The organism is Rheinheimera baltica DSM 14885, assembly GCF_000425345.1.
Classification (GTDB): domain Bacteria; phylum Pseudomonadota; class Gammaproteobacteria; order Enterobacterales; family Alteromonadaceae; genus Alishewanella; species Alishewanella baltica.
In genome coordinates this window covers 52,126-69,084 of the sequence record NZ_AUDG01000018.1, presented here as the reverse complement: position 1 = coordinate 69,084, position 16,959 = coordinate 52,126, and the positions used below count along the sequence as shown (strand labels likewise).

Here is a 16,959-nt window from a genome sequence, read left to right as displayed (position 1 = left end):
CGGAAGGTAAAAGCAGTTCAACATCGCGCTTTTTCAGCAGCATTGGCTGGCTAAGCAACATGCCTTGCGGCGTCAGTTCAACAAAGCCGGTATTATCATCCTGCTGCCAGGCGAGAAGTTGCCGCTTACGATAGCTGAAATAAGTCGGGTCAATGCCTTGTTGTTTTGCAAATTCGGTTTGCGTTAGCCCACTGGCTTTATACTGGTCAAACAGCGCCAGCCACTGCTCGGTTGTTCTGCGGATCATGTGAAACCCCTGTCTGGTAGTAGATCCAAACAGGGTATGAAAACTTAGCTAAGCTTGGAATGTGTGGTTGGGGTTACGCTTACGATCAAGCTGCAGGCGTTTGCACATTTGCTATATCAGTTTCGCCTTGCCTATAGCGGTTGGCGTTCAATCACCGTGGTTCAGGGCGGTGAGAGTTATTCCGCACTGTCTGGCGGCTTACAGCGGGCATTAATGCAAGCTGGAGGCTGCCCGGTTGAACATCGTACAGACAGTCTCAGTGCGGCCAGAAACAACAAGCAAAATGTCTGGACTGATGCTTACCAGGACTTATGCGAGCATTACAACATGACGCCAACACGCAACAATCTTGGGCAATCACATGAGAATGGTGTGGTGGAGTGCGCTAATAGCTCGTTCAAGCGCCGTCTGGCACAACATCTGACGCTTCGGGGTCATCACGATTTTGACAGTATTGCCGATTATCAGGCGTTTATTGACAAGGTGGTCGATAAACTCAATCAACGATCACGCGGCCGGTTTATCGAAGAGCGGCAAGTGTTGCAGTCCTTGCCGGAGCATAGCGCGGTGGATTACCAGTTGCTCAGCCTCAAAGTGACCCGAAGCTCAACGATTGAAGTGCGCCGCGTGGTGTACAGCGTGCCGTCACGCCTGATTGGCGAGCGGGTTCAGATCCGGCTTTATCATGATAAATTGATGCTTTATGTGGGTCAGCAGGCGGCCTTAACACTGGCTCGCATCTACCCGAAACCTGGTGAAAGCCGGGCTCGCTGTATCAATTACAAGCACATCATCCGCTCACTGGCCGCCAAACCGCAGGCGTTCCGTTATTCGCAGCTGCGCGATGATATCTTGCCTGACGACAACTACCGGCAGCTGTGGTTGCTCGTCGATCAAAGCATGCCACAGCGCGAAGCCTGTAAATGGATAGTCACCGTGCTGTGGCTGGCCTATGAATATGACAGTCAACAAGAATTAGGCGAGTCCTTATTGCAAGAGGCTCAGTCTGGCCGCTTTGCCAGCATTAAAACCATTCAGGAACGCTTCTTTACGCCGCAGCAAACGCCCACAGTAAAAGGCGGACAGCACAGCCTGCAAAGCTATGATGAGCTGTTAAGTTCATTAAAGAGTCAGACGACCCCAACAGAGGAGGTGCTATTTTGACATCCTCCGTTGCATTGTTACTCAAAGAATTAAGGCTGCCGGCCTTTGTCAGACACCACGAGCGCTTGTGGCAAACCGCCGTTGAAAAAGGTTGGTCCCATAGCGACTATCTGGCGGCCTTGTGTGAATACGAAATCTCAGAGCGCTTTACCAGACGGACGCAAAACTGGGTGCGCGAAGCAGGGCTTGCGAGTGGCAAAACCTTTACGTCACTGGACAACAAAGTGCTGAGCCAGATAAACCAAGGAGTCTTGGCCAGATTGAGTCAGGATCTGAGCTGGGCCCAGCATGCCGATAATATCCTGCTGATTGGCCCCAGTGGCACGGGTAAAACCCATATTGCCAGTGCGTTAGGTTATCAGCTGATTGAACAAGGCATTCGCTGCAAATTGTATCCGGCGATAGCGTTGGTACAGCAGTTACAGCAAGCCAAACGAGAATTAACGCTGATGAGTGAAATGAGCAAACTGGATAAATACCAGGTGATCATCATCGATGATATTGGCTACGTGAAAAAAACGGACGCCGAAACCCAGGTGCTGTTTGAATTTATTGCCCATCGTTATGAAAGTGGCAGCCTGATCATCACAGCTAATCAGCCGTTTAGTGCATGGGATCAGATCTTCCCAGACAGCATGATGACGGTAGCGGCGATAGATAGGCTGATCCATCACGCGTCAATTATCGAGTTAGAAGGAGAAAGTTATCGAAAACAGCACCAATTAAAACAGGCAGGAATTAGAAAAAACGAGAAAACCTAAGCGGCCATCATAATTGACGCGAACCGGCCAAGATAGTTGACGCCGAACAATCAGGAAGGTATTTCCCCTCTGAGTCTTTGAGGTACTCTGGAGAAAATGCTAAAACATATTCAATAGCTAACACGCCATTTTTTCTTAGTTTTGTAATCCCCTTTTTTTTCAATAGGTCTTTAACCCCAATATAAGGGCTTTTATTACCATGGATAATACGGTTGTATTTAGTCCTCTTTGGATCGGCATTTTTAGTAGGGCGAGTACGATGCCAATGAGCAGTCATTGCCGCTAATGCGGCAAATGACTTTATCTTTTTTGTGCGTAATATCGCGTAATTGTTGCTCATACCTTAACCTCGCTTAATTTGACGTAAAGCTTTATTAGCTTTAGCAACCGATGAGTCTATTGATTTAGTGCCACTTTTACTCCGCTTACTGTTTAATATGTAGGGTTTAATAAGTGCTTTAAAGCCAATCAATTGATCATCAAGGTGAACGATTAAGCCAGCATTAAGCTCTGAGTGTCCCCAAAAAATAAGAGGAATTTCTTCATCAGGAATACTGGCAATAATGTGATGTATATTTGTTGCCTCGCGAGTTTTCGGGTTAAACGAGATGCTGTAAGAGTTTCTTACTATAACTCGATCAAATACCTCTCACCCTGTATCAGGAGCCTCAATGTGCAATACGATCTCCTGAGCTCGGGTAAGAGTTAAGTTATTGTGTTTATGGTGAACAGGTTTCAAGTCTGTTATTGCAATGAATAATTCTTTCATAATTTACCCTTCATTTCAGTTGTTAAACAATTAATCTAAATGGTTGCAACCATTATAACACATTGAAGTACAAGAAAATTAATAAGAAATCGAACAAGAGGTTTTGGTTGCTGTTTATTACTTTTTTCTTCTTGTAAATAAGGTTTTTTTACGAATTAATTTTTTTGATTTTTTTTAAAATTTAAAAAATATTGATTCAAATTGATCTTTTTTGGACGATATGGCAAATATAAGGCAACTCATTACATATTGTTGATGTTAATTGCTTTGACCTTCTCCGTGGTGATTTCAAACAAAGCCAGTATGGTCGAATCATCCTATCTTTTACCTTATTAAGGCGCTTAGAATGCGTGCTTGAAGCTTGGTGAAGTTGGTTTATTCAATCAATTTAATAGCGAGTCATTGGCTAGATAATTTAATTCAAGGTATGTCACGTATTCGTCAGAAAATTCGCCGAGGTCGGCACGAACCACGGGTGTCTAGAAGGCCTTTGAGAAAATGGAGAAGTGCCTCAAGGGGCAAAACAAGTGCAACGAGTTGAAAATCACGTCGGATGATATACTTCAGATCTCTGGATGATTGCACCCTATCTGTTGCGAGCCATTTGTGCGCTAAGCGGAAGCTACTGGTATCAACACAAAACCTTCCGCAGTTAGCCAATTGCTGACCTTAGCTTTTGAGTAGCTAACGACAACTCAAAACCTTGAGCGGACATTAAAATAAATTGCTTTTTAAGCTGTATTTAGTGTTCTAAACGTTGAACTACCTTCATCTTGATAGTCAATAAAGGAAACATAATGATCTTCTTTTTCTAAAATATCCCCTGTATTGCCTGAAAATACACCATTCCAGTTACCTATTGTAAATTCACTATTCTGTCATAAAAGTATAATTGCATTGTAATGAGTGCTTGTTAAAATTTATCAAAAATTGCGACTAAGCATTTATTTAAACTAAATAACAGGACAAGCATGAAACATACAAAACTAGCATTCGCTTTAATAATTATTTTACATTTAACGGCATGTGACGATGGTGACGATGGTTCACAAGGTATAGAGGGGAGTCAAGGCGCTTCTGGGCTAAATAGTTTAATTAACCATGACGCTTTAACTTTAGGTAATGAGGAGTGTTTCTTTGGAGGTCTAAAGGTAACGTCGGGGTTAGATAGCAATAGCGACAATATCTTAGCTGATTCTGAGGTAACAACAACGAGTACAAATTGTAACGCAAGCCCTGTTACTTCTTCAGGATCTTCTCTACCCTATTCTGTTATGCGATCTGATATAGACAATGGCGCCATTCCTGGCAACTTTATGGAAATCAGAAACGGCGGTTTTGGTTCAGATATGGTAGCCCACCCGACAGAGCCTACACAATTCTATGCATTAACTGACCGTGGACCAAATGCTGTATTTACGGGCGATCAAGGTGTAGGTAAAAAATTTCCAATACCAGATTACACACCACGTATCGGCTTATTTGAATTACAAGCGAATGGTGATGTTAAAAAGTTAAAAGATATTTTATTGAAACGCCCTGATGGTACTGAAATTTCAGGCTTACCGAACAGTTCTTCTTTAGGCGGTACAGGGGAAACACCATACGATGCCGATGGCAACGTCATTGTTGAAGACATGAGTCAGCCTTACGATGAAACAACAAACCCTATTAAGTTAGATGATTACGGTTTAGATGGTGAAGGCTTAGTTGCGTTATCTGATGGTACGTTTTGGGTAAGTGATGAATATGGACCACACATGGTTCATTTTGATGCTGAAGGTAAAGAAATTGGGCGCATTAACGCTTTCAGTGACGACAGTCGTAACACTTTTACATTGCCAGCAGAATTCGCAAATCGCCGAGCTAACCGTGGTATGGAAGGTTTAGCTGTAACTCCTGATGAAAGCACGCTAGTAGGTATTATGCAGTCAACAATGTATAACCCGAGTAGTGCGGTAAAAGTAAACAACATGGTACGTATTGTAACGGTTAACTTAACTGACGGCAGTGTAAGCCAGTATCTTTATAAACAAGAAAAAACGCAAAATTCACAATCAGGTATTGTTGCGTTAAGTAGCACTGAGTTTGTTGTGATAGAGCGTGATGGTAGTTTTTACAATCAAACACCATCTGCGATGAAGCATTTATATAAAATTGATCTTAGCAATGCGACTGATATTGAAACTATCGCCACCAGTTCTGATATCACCCAAGATGATGACTTAGGTTTATTGGTTGGCGGTAAAACACTTGAGGAAGTTACTTTAGACGCTGATGGCTGGACAACTTTGTCTAACGCAGGTATTACGCCTATTACCAAAACATTATTAGTTGATTTAGTTGCAGAAAATGGTTATCCGCATGATAAGTTAGAAGGTATTTGGTTAATTAATGATGATACCATTGGTGTTATCAATGATGATGATTTTGCAACTTGGGCATCTGGTGGTGTACTTGAACAAAAGTACCTTGATGCTGGCCAAACAGACATTGATAGTAACCGTTTATACATCATTGAAGGTTTAGATCTAGCACTTTAAGACTTATTACATACCGTAAAATTGGCATTAACGATGTTGGTAGTTTTTTATTGTTAATGCCTTTTTTATTTTAGGGATTACTTAAGAAGGTATACAAGATGAATAAACCCCTTAGTATTATTTCAGCTGCTCTATTATCTTTATCAACGTCTGTGTTAGCCGCAGATGTCGATGTTGGTTCTCGTGAATATAAAATATTATTAGACACTACCTCTTTCTCTGGAAATGCAACTACACGAGCAACGAAAGTAAATAATTACTGGACCGCATTGAGAAATTTAATTGAGAATGACTCTATCGAACGTGATACATCAGGGAGCTTAAGTTTAGAGAAAAGCCGTACTGTTATTTTTTATGACGTAAAAAATAGTTGTGATTTATTTAATGCAGGTTATATCTTTCGTGAAAGAATCGACAATGGAAACCGTGAAGTCACGTTAAAGTTTCGCTCTCCAGATCGATTTATCGCTAGTAAAAAAGACATGGATGGCACCGAATCAGGATGGGAAAGTAAGTTTGAAGAAGATTTAGCAGCACCTTTCTCTAGTAAATATTCTTATTCAACCAAGCAGGGCATAAGCCAGAGCAAAAATCTAAATAAAGTAGATGATCCTGTTGGTTTATTCCCTGGTTTAGATGATGAAAATATTGATGAAACATTGACGATAGAAAAAGTTGGTAACTTAACGATTAATGAGTATGTATATAAAAATGCAAGTGTAGACTTAGGTGCATTAGACGGCGAGTTTTCATTAACTTTATGGTACAACGAAACAGTTAGTACGACCCAGCCAATAGTAGCGGAAATATCATTTAAATATGAAGACACGAATGAAGGTTTTAGTAACAATGTGGTCACTCGCTCTAAAAGCTTATTTAGTGCAATGCAAGAAGATTCAACGCTAGCAAGTTGGAATGCCCAAAACTCACTTACAAAAACAGCAACTGTATATCAATATGACAGTAGTTTTTGTGATTAATATCAAGACCTATCTACTTTAAATTTCAAACGTTCGATAGTTTAGGAAGTATCAAATAAACTAAACATAATTTGGGTTATTATTGAGGACTATCACTAATAACCCGAGGCGTTTTATATATAAAATACTACCAGCCATCGAGTGACACTTTAGGTTTTAGCACTTGTCCTAAGACTCAACTAATATCTAATGACTTCTTAGTCGGATGAGCTGCCGTTTTGGTTTAAAACCTCTATGGCGGCTTTGGTGGCTTAGTTGTCCATCAATACAAAGCTCTATCTATGTATTCAAGATTCAATAAATAGCCATAAATCCTATTGATATTAATGACCGCTTTGTCGGAGCTGCTGCCGTTAGATAAACTACGGCTAACGTCCGGTTTCGTATCTTTACTGTCTTAAATTTAAGAGAGCCTTAGCCATCATTTTTGACCGCTTTAGGCTCAAAGCTGCCGTTAATATTCGGGAATTTAATGCTAAATATGGGGCTATTGTCATCAGAAGACATTTATTCTTTATCTCGTTTACTTTACCTTATTTCTTCCAGCCTCCTTGGCTTTATAAAGCGCATCATCCGCGGATTTCATTAACGCATCCACAGAAGAAGGTTCTGTGAGGCTTAAAGAAGATACGCCCACACTTATCGTTGGGTGTAGTCCTATTTTTTCCTGCTTTTCTTGAATTAACTGACATGATGATTGAGCAAATTCATCTCGAATACGTCCTGCAACAATAAGTGCTTGATCATAAGTAATCTCTGGCAAAATAACGATAAATTCATCACCACCATAACGGGCTACTGTGTCGCTGTCGCGTGCTATTTTTTTCATTTTTGTGGCTAGGAGTACTAAAATTTCGTCACCTATACAATGTCCATAAGTATCGTTAATGTCCTTGAAATTATCGACATCAATCATCAATAAAGATAACGACCTTTTATAGCGCTTGCTACGATTAAACTCTTGATTGAATTTTTCATTTAAACTTAATCGATTATCTAAATCCGTTAAATAATCTATTCTCGCTTGGGCTTTTAGTTCTGCTTCTAGGTTTTTAATGCGCGTGATGTCGATAAAAGTACCGATAAAGCTCTCTGGCTGATTGTTTTCATCTCGGGAGAAAACTTTATCGCGTGATAAGCACCAAATCCAATCACCCGCTTTGTTTTTAAAACGATATTCAATTTCAAAATAAGAATCATCTACCGAATTAATGACTTCTCCCATGTGCTTAAAAACAGCCTCGCGATGATCAATGGGGTCAGGTTCATTGATTTTCCGCGATTAGCGGGCTAGTTTTTATCAGGTACTTCAAGGAGGAAACCTGATGGCCCGTTTGCCACGTCTTTATTTACCGGGTTGCGCGCAGCATGTTATTCAGCGCGGCAATAACCGGGAAGCCTGCTTTTACGCAGATGCCGATTACAAAGCTTATCTGTCGTTTCTCAAAGATGCCGCTGCCAAATATCAGGTAGCCATACATGCCTTTGTGCTGATGACCAATCATGTGCATTTGCTGGTAACACCGCAAAGTGAGCAGGCCGTGAGTCGAATGATGCAAGCGCAGGGGCGTAAATATGTGCAGTATTTCAATTACACTTATCGACGCACTGGTACCTTATGGGAAGGCCGTTATAAATCTACTGTAGTAGATGCAGATAACTACCTGCTAACAGTATACCGATACATTGAGTTGAACCCGGTACGGGCCAAAATGGTATCACATGCAGCAGAGTATCCGTGGTCGAGCTATCAGGGCAATGCGTTAGGTAAGCCAATTCAGCTACTAACGCCTCATGTGTTATATAACCAGTTGGGGAAAACAGATAATGAACGGCAGGTTGCGTATCGCGGCCTGTTCAATGGCATGATGACAGACCAGGAGCTGACAGCAATACGAGATGCTACCAATAAAGCCTGGGTACTGGGTGATGAGCGATTCAAAGCACAGATTGCAGCTAGAACCGGGCGACAACCAGAGCCAGCAGGCAGGGGTGGAGACAGAAAATCTGCGGCGTATCGGAATCAACGACACTGACCCTATTGGTTCGACCCCGAGGTGAGACCTGACCCCGAGGTGTGTGGAGGCAAAAGGCAAGACCTGACCCCGAGGTGTGCGGAATGAAGCTACAGGATGTACCCTGGCAGCTGTTTTGAAAGTTTCATATGGCCCCATAGCTCAGTTGGTTAGAGCGCTCGATTCATAATCGATCGGTCGCTGGTTCGAGTCCAGCTGGGGCCACCATTTTTAAAGGCTTGTCGTTTTACCCTACTTCCTGAAAATAGCTCGGTGCTACCTCTGTGCTACCGACATCCTAACGGAATATTAATAACTCCTCCAAGGGAAAATTTTAAAACTGCTTGTGAACTTCCTTATAACGCTTACAAAAATACAATATTTCCATATTGTAGTGGCACACTGAATTTGGCCACCTGATTAGAGGTGTTATGATCCACCTCGTATGACATTAGGTGACATGATGAATAAAAAAACAAGACCCACATTCAGCCCAGAATTTCGTCTCGAATGTGCTCAGCTAGTCGTTGACCAGGGCTATTCCGTTGCTAAAGCCGCCCAGGCAATGAATGTTGGTAAATCGACAATGGATAAATGGGTTCGCCAGCTGCGTGAAGAACGCGCAGGTGTGCGGCCCAAAGCGACGCCGATGACGCCAGACCAATTAAAAATCCGTGAGTTAGAGAAGAAAATCAGGGATTTAGAAATAGAAAAGGACATATTAAAAAAGGCTACAGCTCTCTTGATGTCGGACTCCCTGAACAATTCGAGATAATTGGGAAACTCAAGCAGAGCTATACCGTGGCACGGTTGTGTCAGGTCTTTGGAGTCCATCGAAGCAGTTTTAAGTACTGGAAGCAAAGGCCGACAGCCATTAAGCCTGAGCATGTGCAAAAGCTGAGCAAAGTAAAAGAGCTGTTTAACGCCAGCCGAGGCTCAGCCGGAGCACGTAGCATTGCCGAGATGGCAACGGCTCAAGGGGTGAAGCTCAGCCGCTATCTGGCGGCTAAATACATGCGCTTACTGGATGTCGAAAGCTGCCAGCAGCCGCGGCATTCGTATAAAAAAGGCGGTGCGGAGCATGTCGACATTCCAAACCTGCTTGACCGGCAGTTTGCTGTGGTGGAGCCTGATCAGGTTTGGTGCGGCGATGTGACATACATTTGGACCGGTAGCCGCTGGGCGTATCTGGCCGTTGTGATGGACTTATTTGCCCGAAAGCTGGTGGGCTGGGCAATGTCGTTCTCACCGGACAGTGAACTGACGTGTAAAGCACTAAGCCATGCGTTTGAATCACGTGGTAGGCCTGAGGGTGTGATGTTCCATTCAGACCAGGGCAGCCATTACACCAGCCGTAAGTTCAGGCAATTACTCTGGCGCTGCCAAATAACGCAAAGTATGAGTCGACGTGGTAACTGTTGGGATAACAGCCCAATGGAGCGCTTCTTCAGAAGTTTAAAGACTGAATGGGTGCCAGCGGTGGGCTATGACTCTTTTGCGCAGGCAGAGCGTGAAATACTGGAATATATGCTGGGCTATTACAGCCAGCTCAGGCCACATCACTATAACGGTGGTTTGGCTCCAAACGAAACCGAGCGCAGATATTGGCTTGGCTATAAAGATGTGGCCAAAATTAGTTGACCACTACATATCGATAAACTAATGAAGAGTTTTGATTAACGGACTCACTAGACCTATAGCTGCACTTTTGGGGTTCGTTATACAAGCAAAAATAAAAAAGTTACAAATAAATAAAATAAAATTTACAAAATAAATATCTTGACACGACAGTACGGGCTTGTATATTTGCTTCAACGTTCATGAAAAACACAATGGAGTGATGTATGAGAAACATAGGATTACTATTAATAGGGGCTCTTGCCCTAAGTTTCAGCTCAGTAGCAGAAGAAAAAGATCACGTCAAGCGCCTATTAGAGAACGTGAATGTTAGTGCTAAAACCCTAAATTTGAGAAGTGAGCAGTTTATGCGAGCAGCTCATAAGTTTGAACGACTGGAAGAAAATGGTTCAGACATGTTGCCACTGCATGAAACCGCAACCTTCAAAGAAGTTGCAACATACGTCGCTAATGAAATGGAAGTACCGGCGCTTCTGCAAGATAGATTACAAAGCCTGATTAACGAAAGAAAAGCTAAATTAGCATCATTGCTTGGTTTAGACGTTAATTACCTGGAAGCTTTTTTAGATTACTACTCTGAACAGAGAATGGGGCGTTTAAACAGCAGTACCCAACATGCTATTGCTGGCGTGACGGAAACTATTACGGTGGTTTGCTCAGGTGACGGATGCATGCCAGGCTCACCATACAGTATCAATATGTCATTAACTATTTACCAGAAAGCTGTTTCTGCTGGCATTCAACCTTATACGCAGTTCAGAGTTGAATTTAACAAACAGAATACTACCACTACTACTAAAGCAGAAATCTGGAAGTATAACGATTACTCTGGCGCATGGATGGTAAGATCCGCTCCATGCACCCAGTGTCATGTAGATTACTAAGAGTATATATTTAAACGAATGCCTGTTTTTAAAGCGGGCATTGTTTATTCGGCATATAGACACAACTGACTATTCGCTCAGCAAATTAGCTTTGATGACACACTAATTTGGCATGCCAAATCTCAGCTGCCACTCCTTTCCAGTATATGTTCTGCCAGATCATCTTCTATGCAAAACAGATAGGCCGTTGGCACTTTCAACACCTTGGCAAGCGCGATAACGGTTTTAAAATCTGGCGCATGCACCCCCCGCTCGTACTGGTTCATTCTCGCAGACGCGACAAAACGGTCCATCCCGGCAAGTATGCCGAGCTGCTTTTGCGACAAGCCACGCATTAGGCGGGCTTGTTTCAAGCGCTTTGGTAGGGGCGAACCGTCAGTATTATTCAAAGTGTGAGATATTGGCTATTGAAAACTAAGGTTTTCTTAGCTTTAATAGCAGCTAGATACTAAGGAATACTTAGCACCCTGAGTTTCAGGCTGGCGAACATTAAAATGACCGGCACTTACCTCACATACGGTGCGACTTGAAAACACTGCCGGCGATTGCAGCTCGGTAATAACGCCGACCAAAGGCTAATTTATTGATTAAAAATTTGGCATGCCAAATTCCTATAGAAGGTACGTACTATGTTAGGTAAAGTGTTAAAAGTGACAGGCTTTGTAGCTCTTGGAACATTAGATGTTCTTTTATCTGGGTCAGAGGATAGCGATAGTGATCAGTTGGACATGCTGGATGATGGTATGGGTAATATTATTGCCGATGGCGAACATACGAGCCGTTCAGAAGCCGAAGACGCTCAGTCTTTAGGTCAACTATACGATACCTTCTACTGAATTTCTTGAAAAGGAATTTGGCACGCCACAGCATAAGACGACGGCCTAGTATCCGGCGTTTTTCAAGCTAGTTGTCACCATTGACCGTTTTAAGCGGCTTGTTTTTCTATCTGTTTAGTCTGCTGTTTTTCAGGATTCAGCGTTGTCGGTCCCACCGGTGTGCAGTTCCTAACCTCGCGGTTTCCCCAACGACTTGGGTTAGCTGCTTTTGCGGCTTCAATTCGTTCTTTGCGTTGGGCCAGTATCGCAACATCCTGCCCTGTATGGCGCTGATGTGGTGTCACGAACCGTAACTTACTGTGCTTATGCTCGTAGTTGTACCACCGCGTAAACTTCAGCACCCATCCCCTTGCTTCATCAAGGCTTTTAAAGCCTGCTGATGGCCAGTCCGGCCGATATTTGCAGGTTCGGAACAGTGACTCTGCAAACGGATTATCGTTGCTCACCCGTGGCCTGCTGTACGATGTCGTCACACCAAGCTCATACGCTTTCATCCGCATGGTTTGCGATTTCATCGGCGCACCGTTGTCCGAATGCAGCACCACACCACTGTGCAGACACTTTTCCCGGATCAGCGTTTGCTCCAGCAGCTTTGCTGCATGCTCACCTGATTCCTGTTCATGCACTTCAGAACCAACAATTTTCCGGCTGAACACATCTTCAAGCATATAAAGGTAGTAAAACTGCCCACGCACCGTGCTCGGCAAGTAGGTGATATCCCAGCAAAACACCTGGCAAGGCCCGGTTGCGGTATAAGTCGTTGGCAGCGTTGACCCCTTCGGCGTTATACTCCGGCCACGATGATGCAACTGACCAAAGGCTTTGAGCACCCGATAAACCGTTGATTCAGAACCATAATATTCATCATTGTCCAACAGTGTTGGTACGATCTGCGATGGCGGCAAACTGGCAAACTTTGGTCTATTACACACCTCGATGATCTTCGCTTGTTCAGTTTCCGTCAGCTTATTCGAGGGCGGTGGACGAACCGCATCCGGCCTTTGATCAGCTGTGATCTTGCCATCCCGATACCAGCGCCGATAGGTGCGCAACGTAATGCTAGCTTCTTCACAGGCCAGAGGAAGTCTCGCTCCAGCCTGGTTCGCTTCCTGTATCAAGTTTACACATTCAGTGCGCTCTGAGACCAAGGTTAATCGTCCTCGTTGTCGTTCTCCCAGAGCGCATTTAACTTTTTTCTGAGCACCAACAATGCTGCGGTTTCAGCCAACGCTTTTTCTTTGCGCCTCAACTCGCTTTTTAACTGTTTGATTTCCTTATGGTCGGCCTGACGCTGTCGCTTAGCCTCCAATTCCTGTTCGCGGGAGCTCATAAACCCTCGGAGTGCATCGGCTTTCCAGGCTTTTACCTGCTCAACAAACAGGCCTTTTGCGCGGCAATACTCGCTCAATTCAGCTTCATTTAAACTGGCAGTTTCAAGCACAGTGGCAAACTTAGTGGCTTGGGGTCAAGTCTTGCTATTTGCCTCATAACTTTCTGCTTTATATATCAACCCCAACACAGCTTCGACCTTTGTCTAATGTGCTTTTATAGACGATCGGTCTATTATTATTGCCATGACGACATTAAATACCACACCTCGCAGAGGCAGGCCGCCAAAATTAGCGGCACAACAGCGGGATATCCGCGCCGAGCTAATTAGAAGCGGCCTTGAGCATTTAACCGAAATCGGTTTTACCGCCTCGGGCTTGGACAAAATTCTGAAAAATGTCGGAGTTCCTAAAGGCTCGTTTTATTTTTACTTTAACAGTAAAGAAGCCTTTGGCCATGCCGTGCTTGAAAGCTACGCCAACTACTTTGCCAACAAGCTGGATATCTGCTTGCTGGATAACCGCTTTTCGCCGCTTACGCGGATACGTAATTTTGTCGATGATGCCAAACAGGGCATCGCCCGGCATCAGTTTAAGCGCGGCTGTCTGGTGGGCAATTTAGGCCAGGAAGTTGATGTATTACCCGAAAGCTTTCGCCCGGTGCTGATAGCCATCTTTCAAAGCTGGCAGCAGCGTATTGCCGCTTGCCTGCGCGAAGCACAACTGGCAGGTGAGTTAGCGCCAGCAGCTGATTGCGACGCATTAGCGGAGTATTTCTGGATTGGCTGGGAGGGCGCGGTAAGCCGCTCGCGGCTGGAGCAAAGTACAAAACCGTTAGAGCACTATCTGGCGCTGTTTATTCAGGGTTTTGGCAAGTAAATTTTTCTTAATAAATAGGCGTTAGGTCTATTGGGGAGACACTATGTTTAAAGGCGTATTAATTGAAAAAGACGACAGCGGTTATCGTGCCGCGCTTAAAGAGTTAGACGATGCCGTGCTGATGGACGGCGACACGCTGGTTAACGTGGCTTACAGCACGCTTAATTATAAAGATGCGCTGGCTATTAGTGGTAAAGCCCCGGTGGTGCGTAAATTCCCTATGATCCCGGGTATTGATTTAGCCGGCACGGTAATAAGCTGCAGCTCGGGTAAGTTTAAAGCCGGTGACGAAGTACTGCTAAACGGTTTTGGCGTTGGCGAAGCGCATTGCGGCGGCCTGGCGCAAAAGGCACAGCTAAAAAGTGACTGGTTAATTGCACTGCCCAAGGGGTTGTCGGCCAAACAGGCAATGGCAATTGGTACGGCCGGCTACACCGCTATGCTGTGTGTGATGGCGCTGCAAAAGCATGGTGTAGTGCCGGACTCAGGCGAAATACTGGTTACCGGCGCCAATGGCGGTGTGGGCAGCTACGCTATCGCGATATTGGCAAAGCTTGGCTACACCGTTATCGCCGCCACCGGCCGGGTTGAAGAAGCTGAGTATCTAAAAGCGCTTGGCGCCAGCAAAATTATCGACCGGCATAGCCTTTCTGAGCCCGGTAAACCGCTGGCCAAAGAGCGTTGGGCCGGTGTGGTCGATTCTGTCGGCAGCCATACACTGGTTAATGCCTGTGCCAGTACCAAGTACGGCGGCGTTGTTGCTGCCTGTGGCCTGGCTCAGAGTATGGATTTACCGGGCACGGTAGCGCCGTTTATCTTGCGCGGTGTTACCTTAGCCGGCATAGACAGCGTAATGCGCCCGCTTAAAGACCGCATCGAGGCCTGGGATAGATTGGCCAAAGTGCTGGACGCCAACACGCTGGACAACGTGGCCACCGAAATAGGCTTAGCGCAGGTGTGTGATACGGCACAGCGTTTACTCGACGGCCAGGTGCGCGGGCGTATAGTGGTGAATGTTAATCAGCTTTGAGATGAGTATTTAAATTAAGCGGGCGCAGGCTTAACTTTGATTCAGCATTGCACTCTTATTCGTTAGCGGCCGTATAAGGTTTAAAGCTGCTAACGATTAAAGGATCTGCCGTGAAAGTATTATTACCCCGTGTTTGGTTACCCCTGTTTGCCGCGCTGTTCGCTACCGGTTGCTCAGTGTTTGGTAAGAACAACGTTGAAACCGCGCCTTATACCCTGCTTAAAGCCGATAGCAGCCAAAATATTGAAGTGCGTAACTATGACGCTATGGTGCTGGTGTCAGCCGATATGTCTGGCGATGGACGCAATAGCGCTTTTAGAAAATTATTTAAGTATATCGGTGGCGAAAATGAAGCGGCCGTTAGCATATCCATGACAGCGCCGGTAATAATGGACAATGCCAATAAGGGCAAAGAGATAGCGATGACAGCCCCGGTGTTAATGAGCAACCGCCCGGGGGATTCGATGATGTATTTTGTGATGCCAAAAGAATTTACCCTGCAAACCACCCCCAAACCAACAAACCCGGATTTGCTAGTTACAGAGCTTAGCGATTACAAAGTGGCGGCCATTCAGTTTAGCGGCACTTTAAGCCGGTCAAACGTGGCAAAACATACCGCCTTATTGCAAGATTGGCTTAGCGCTAATGGCTATACCGCGAAAAGCGCGCCGATAGAAGCCGGCTACAACGGCCCGCTTACCCTGCCGATGCTGCGACGCAATGAAGTGTTAATTGAAATAAACTGACAGCTCTTTTGCCACACAGAGAGAATTATTGCCCTTTCATCACTGGAAAACAGGCTGTCAACTATGCTAAAAACAGGTTAGATACCAATCCTGTCTGACCTGCAGTGACATAACCCCGTGGTGTTATTATGTTGGCGGTGCTATGCGTAACGCGTTGATATTAATTGTTTGTATACTCTGGCCTGGTGCCGCTATCAGCCAAACCGGGCCAAGCGTTGCTCTGCGCATCTACACAGAAGAATATGCTCCGTGGAACTTCACTGATGATGATGGTGCAGTGACAGGACTTAACACTGAACTCATTCAGCTGCTATTGAATAAACGTGGCTTTAAAGGCCGGTTTGAAGTTGTACCCTGGGGCAGAGCTCAGCTTTTTACGCAAACCCAAGCCGACAGCTGCTTCTTTTCTGCCGTCAGAACGCCTGAGCGCGAAGCTCTGTATCAGTGGGTTGGCCCGTTAAGCCAGGAATATGTCCAGCTATTCTCAACCAATCCGGCCCAGCCTGAATTTAAACACTTTTCAGACGCTGTAAAACTACGGATCGGCGGGCAAACTGCCGACGCCTTCACCGACTATGGCATCAGCCAGGGCCTGAAGATCCAGCGTATCGCCGAAATCCCGGTTAATCTGTCGATGTTGCAGTTAGGCCGCATTGATCTGTGGCTTGCCGGCTCGGTTGGCGGCCCCTACATTGCTGCACAAAAAGGTATGCGCGTTTATCCTGTCGCAACCAGTGCAGAAGTGTTTGAATTATGGCTGGCTTGCAGCCTGGACTTGTCAGATAAGGTAGTGGCTCAACTTAACAGCGCATTACAACTAAGCAAACAGGATGGCACCTTAGACGCCATATTGCAGCGCTATCGTTAAGCCCGGCGGTATTTTTTAGTTTTTCCACTTTATCTGGAATTCAATTTCTTCACTGTCGTCTTCACGCTCGTGCTCAATACTGAACACTGCGCGCACCGGCACATAGATACGCTCACCGGCTATTTGGATTTCAAACTTTTCGCCGTTTTCAATGGCATCTGCCAAACGCCGTAGTTTTTCGACAAACTCGTGGTTTGGGTAGGTTTTTTCGACATCTCTTTGCGATTTCATTGTTGCTCCTTATGTTGTGTTAGCCAGCAACACTGCCTGC

General features: G+C 44.9%; 17 protein-coding genes, 1 tRNA gene and 2 pseudogenes. 14 read left to right on the top strand and 6 right to left on the bottom strand.

Features of this window, described 5'->3' with window-relative positions:
* Positions 1-247, bottom strand: a 247-nt coding sequence (tnpA, locus tag H595_RS0107980; protein WP_240474854.1) for an IS66 family insertion sequence element accessory protein TnpA, incomplete at its 3' end; no start/stop codon positions are given.
* 108 nt (positions 248-355) lie between these two features.
* Between tnpA and H595_RS21880 the strand changes: the two genes are divergently transcribed.
* A complete protein-coding gene (locus H595_RS21880) occupies positions 356-1,411 on the top strand; it encodes a Mu transposase domain-containing protein (RefSeq protein ID WP_205623191.1) in 1,056 nt (351 codons plus the stop codon).
* Positions 1,408-2,172: an IS21-like element helper ATPase IstB gene (gene istB, locus H595_RS0107970; RefSeq protein WP_027670738.1), complete on the top strand. Its 765-nt coding sequence runs from the start codon at positions 1,408-1,410 to the stop codon at positions 2,170-2,172. The genes H595_RS21880 and istB overlap by 4 nt, the downstream gene beginning before the upstream one ends.
* Positions 2,173-2,179: 7 nt before the next feature.
* Here istB and H595_RS0107965 read toward each other — a convergent pair whose 3' ends face one another.
* Positions 2,180-2,512, bottom strand: coding sequence for a plasmid recombination protein (locus H595_RS0107965; protein ID WP_027670737.1), 333 nt, complete (start codon positions 2,510-2,512; stop codon positions 2,180-2,182).
* Positions 2,513-3,189: 677 nt separating this feature from the next.
* On the opposite strand from H595_RS0107965, the pseudogene H595_RS24690 reads away from it, so the two are divergent.
* From H595_RS24690 to H595_RS0107955, 3 genes and pseudogenes are all read left to right on the top strand, one after another.
* Positions 3,190-3,300, top strand: a pseudogene (locus H595_RS24690) (type I restriction-modification system subunit M N-terminal domain-containing protein); the annotation flags it as partial.
* A gap of 612 nt (positions 3,301-3,912) precedes the next feature.
* Positions 3,913-5,484, top strand: a complete 1,572-nt coding sequence (locus H595_RS0107960; RefSeq protein ID WP_027670736.1) for an esterase-like activity of phytase family protein — start codon at positions 3,913-3,915, stop codon at positions 5,482-5,484.
* A gap of 98 nt (positions 5,485-5,582) precedes the next feature.
* Complete coding sequence (locus H595_RS0107955) at positions 5,583-6,464, top strand: hypothetical protein (RefSeq protein ID WP_027670735.1); 882 nt, start codon at positions 5,583-5,585, stop codon at positions 6,462-6,464.
* A 523-nt stretch (positions 6,465-6,987) separates the two neighbouring features.
* Here the strand turns inward: H595_RS0107955 and H595_RS21875 are convergent.
* Entirely contained in the window at positions 6,988-7,719 is a 732-nt protein-coding gene (locus H595_RS21875; RefSeq protein WP_276202260.1) for a sensor domain-containing diguanylate cyclase, read from the bottom strand.
* Between the two features lie 70 nt (positions 7,720-7,789).
* On the opposite strand from H595_RS21875, the gene H595_RS0107940 reads away from it, so the two are divergent.
* The 4 genes from H595_RS0107940 (at position 7,790) to H595_RS0107920 (ending at position 11,001) form a co-directional block, all read left to right on the top strand.
* A complete protein-coding gene (locus H595_RS0107940) occupies positions 7,790-8,500 on the top strand; it encodes a transposase (RefSeq protein ID WP_027670734.1) in 711 nt (236 codons plus the stop codon).
* A 130-nt stretch (positions 8,501-8,630) separates the two neighbouring features.
* Positions 8,631-8,707: transfer RNA gene (locus H595_RS0107935), tRNA-Ile, on the top strand.
* A gap of 235 nt (positions 8,708-8,942) precedes the next feature.
* Positions 8,943-10,120 (top strand): IS3 family transposase gene (locus H595_RS0107925; protein WP_156885943.1). Its coding sequence is split into 2 segments (ribosomal slippage): positions 8,943-9,210 and positions 9,210-10,120, totalling 1,179 coding nucleotides; the frame shifts between segments, so codons are not numbered across the junction.
* Between the two features lie 203 nt (positions 10,121-10,323).
* Complete coding sequence (locus H595_RS0107920; RefSeq protein ID WP_027670731.1) at positions 10,324-11,001, top strand: hypothetical protein; 678 nt, start codon at positions 10,324-10,326, stop codon at positions 10,999-11,001.
* 122 nt (positions 11,002-11,123) lie between these two features.
* On the opposite strand, the gene H595_RS21870 is transcribed toward H595_RS0107920, so the two are convergent.
* Positions 11,124-11,354, bottom strand: coding sequence for a helix-turn-helix domain-containing protein (locus tag H595_RS21870; protein WP_240474853.1), 231 nt, complete (start codon positions 11,352-11,354; stop codon positions 11,124-11,126).
* A gap of 276 nt (positions 11,355-11,630) precedes the next feature.
* Here H595_RS21870 and H595_RS0107910 point away from each other — a divergent pair, with 276 nt between their 5' ends.
* On the top strand, positions 11,631-11,837 hold the full coding sequence (locus H595_RS0107910) for a hypothetical protein (RefSeq protein WP_027670729.1): 207 nt from the start codon (positions 11,631-11,633) through the stop codon (positions 11,835-11,837).
* An 89-nt stretch (positions 11,838-11,926) separates the two neighbouring features.
* Here H595_RS0107910 and H595_RS0107905 read toward each other — a convergent pair.
* Positions 11,927-13,290, bottom strand: a pseudogene (locus H595_RS0107905) (IS3 family transposase); the annotation flags it as partial.
* 121 nt (positions 13,291-13,411) lie between these two features.
* Here H595_RS0107905 and acuR point away from each other — a divergent pair.
* The 4 genes from acuR (at position 13,412) to H595_RS0107880 (ending at position 16,688) form a co-directional block, all read left to right on the top strand.
* Complete coding sequence (gene acuR, locus H595_RS0107895; RefSeq protein WP_027670727.1) at positions 13,412-14,044, top strand: acrylate utilization transcriptional regulator AcuR; 633 nt, start codon at positions 13,412-13,414, stop codon at positions 14,042-14,044.
* Between the two features lie 43 nt (positions 14,045-14,087).
* A complete protein-coding gene (acuI, locus tag H595_RS0107890; protein ID WP_027670726.1) occupies positions 14,088-15,074 on the top strand; it encodes an acrylyl-CoA reductase (NADPH) in 987 nt (328 codons plus the stop codon).
* Positions 15,075-15,184: 110 nt separating this feature from the next.
* Complete coding sequence (locus tag H595_RS0107885) at positions 15,185-15,820, top strand: SOUL family heme-binding protein (RefSeq protein WP_084153522.1); 636 nt, start codon at positions 15,185-15,187, stop codon at positions 15,818-15,820.
* Positions 15,821-15,962: 142 nt separating this feature from the next.
* The gene (locus H595_RS0107880; protein ID WP_027670724.1) at positions 15,963-16,688 is read left to right on the top strand and encodes a substrate-binding periplasmic protein; all 726 of its coding nucleotides are present in this window, start codon (positions 15,963-15,965) and stop codon (positions 16,686-16,688) included.
* Between the two features lie 15 nt (positions 16,689-16,703).
* On the opposite strand, the gene H595_RS0107875 is transcribed toward H595_RS0107880, so the two are convergent.
* Positions 16,704-16,919: an amphi-Trp domain-containing protein gene (locus tag H595_RS0107875; protein WP_027670723.1), complete on the bottom strand. Its 216-nt coding sequence runs from the start codon at positions 16,917-16,919 to the stop codon at positions 16,704-16,706.
* Between the last annotated feature and the right edge of the window lie 40 nt (positions 16,920-16,959).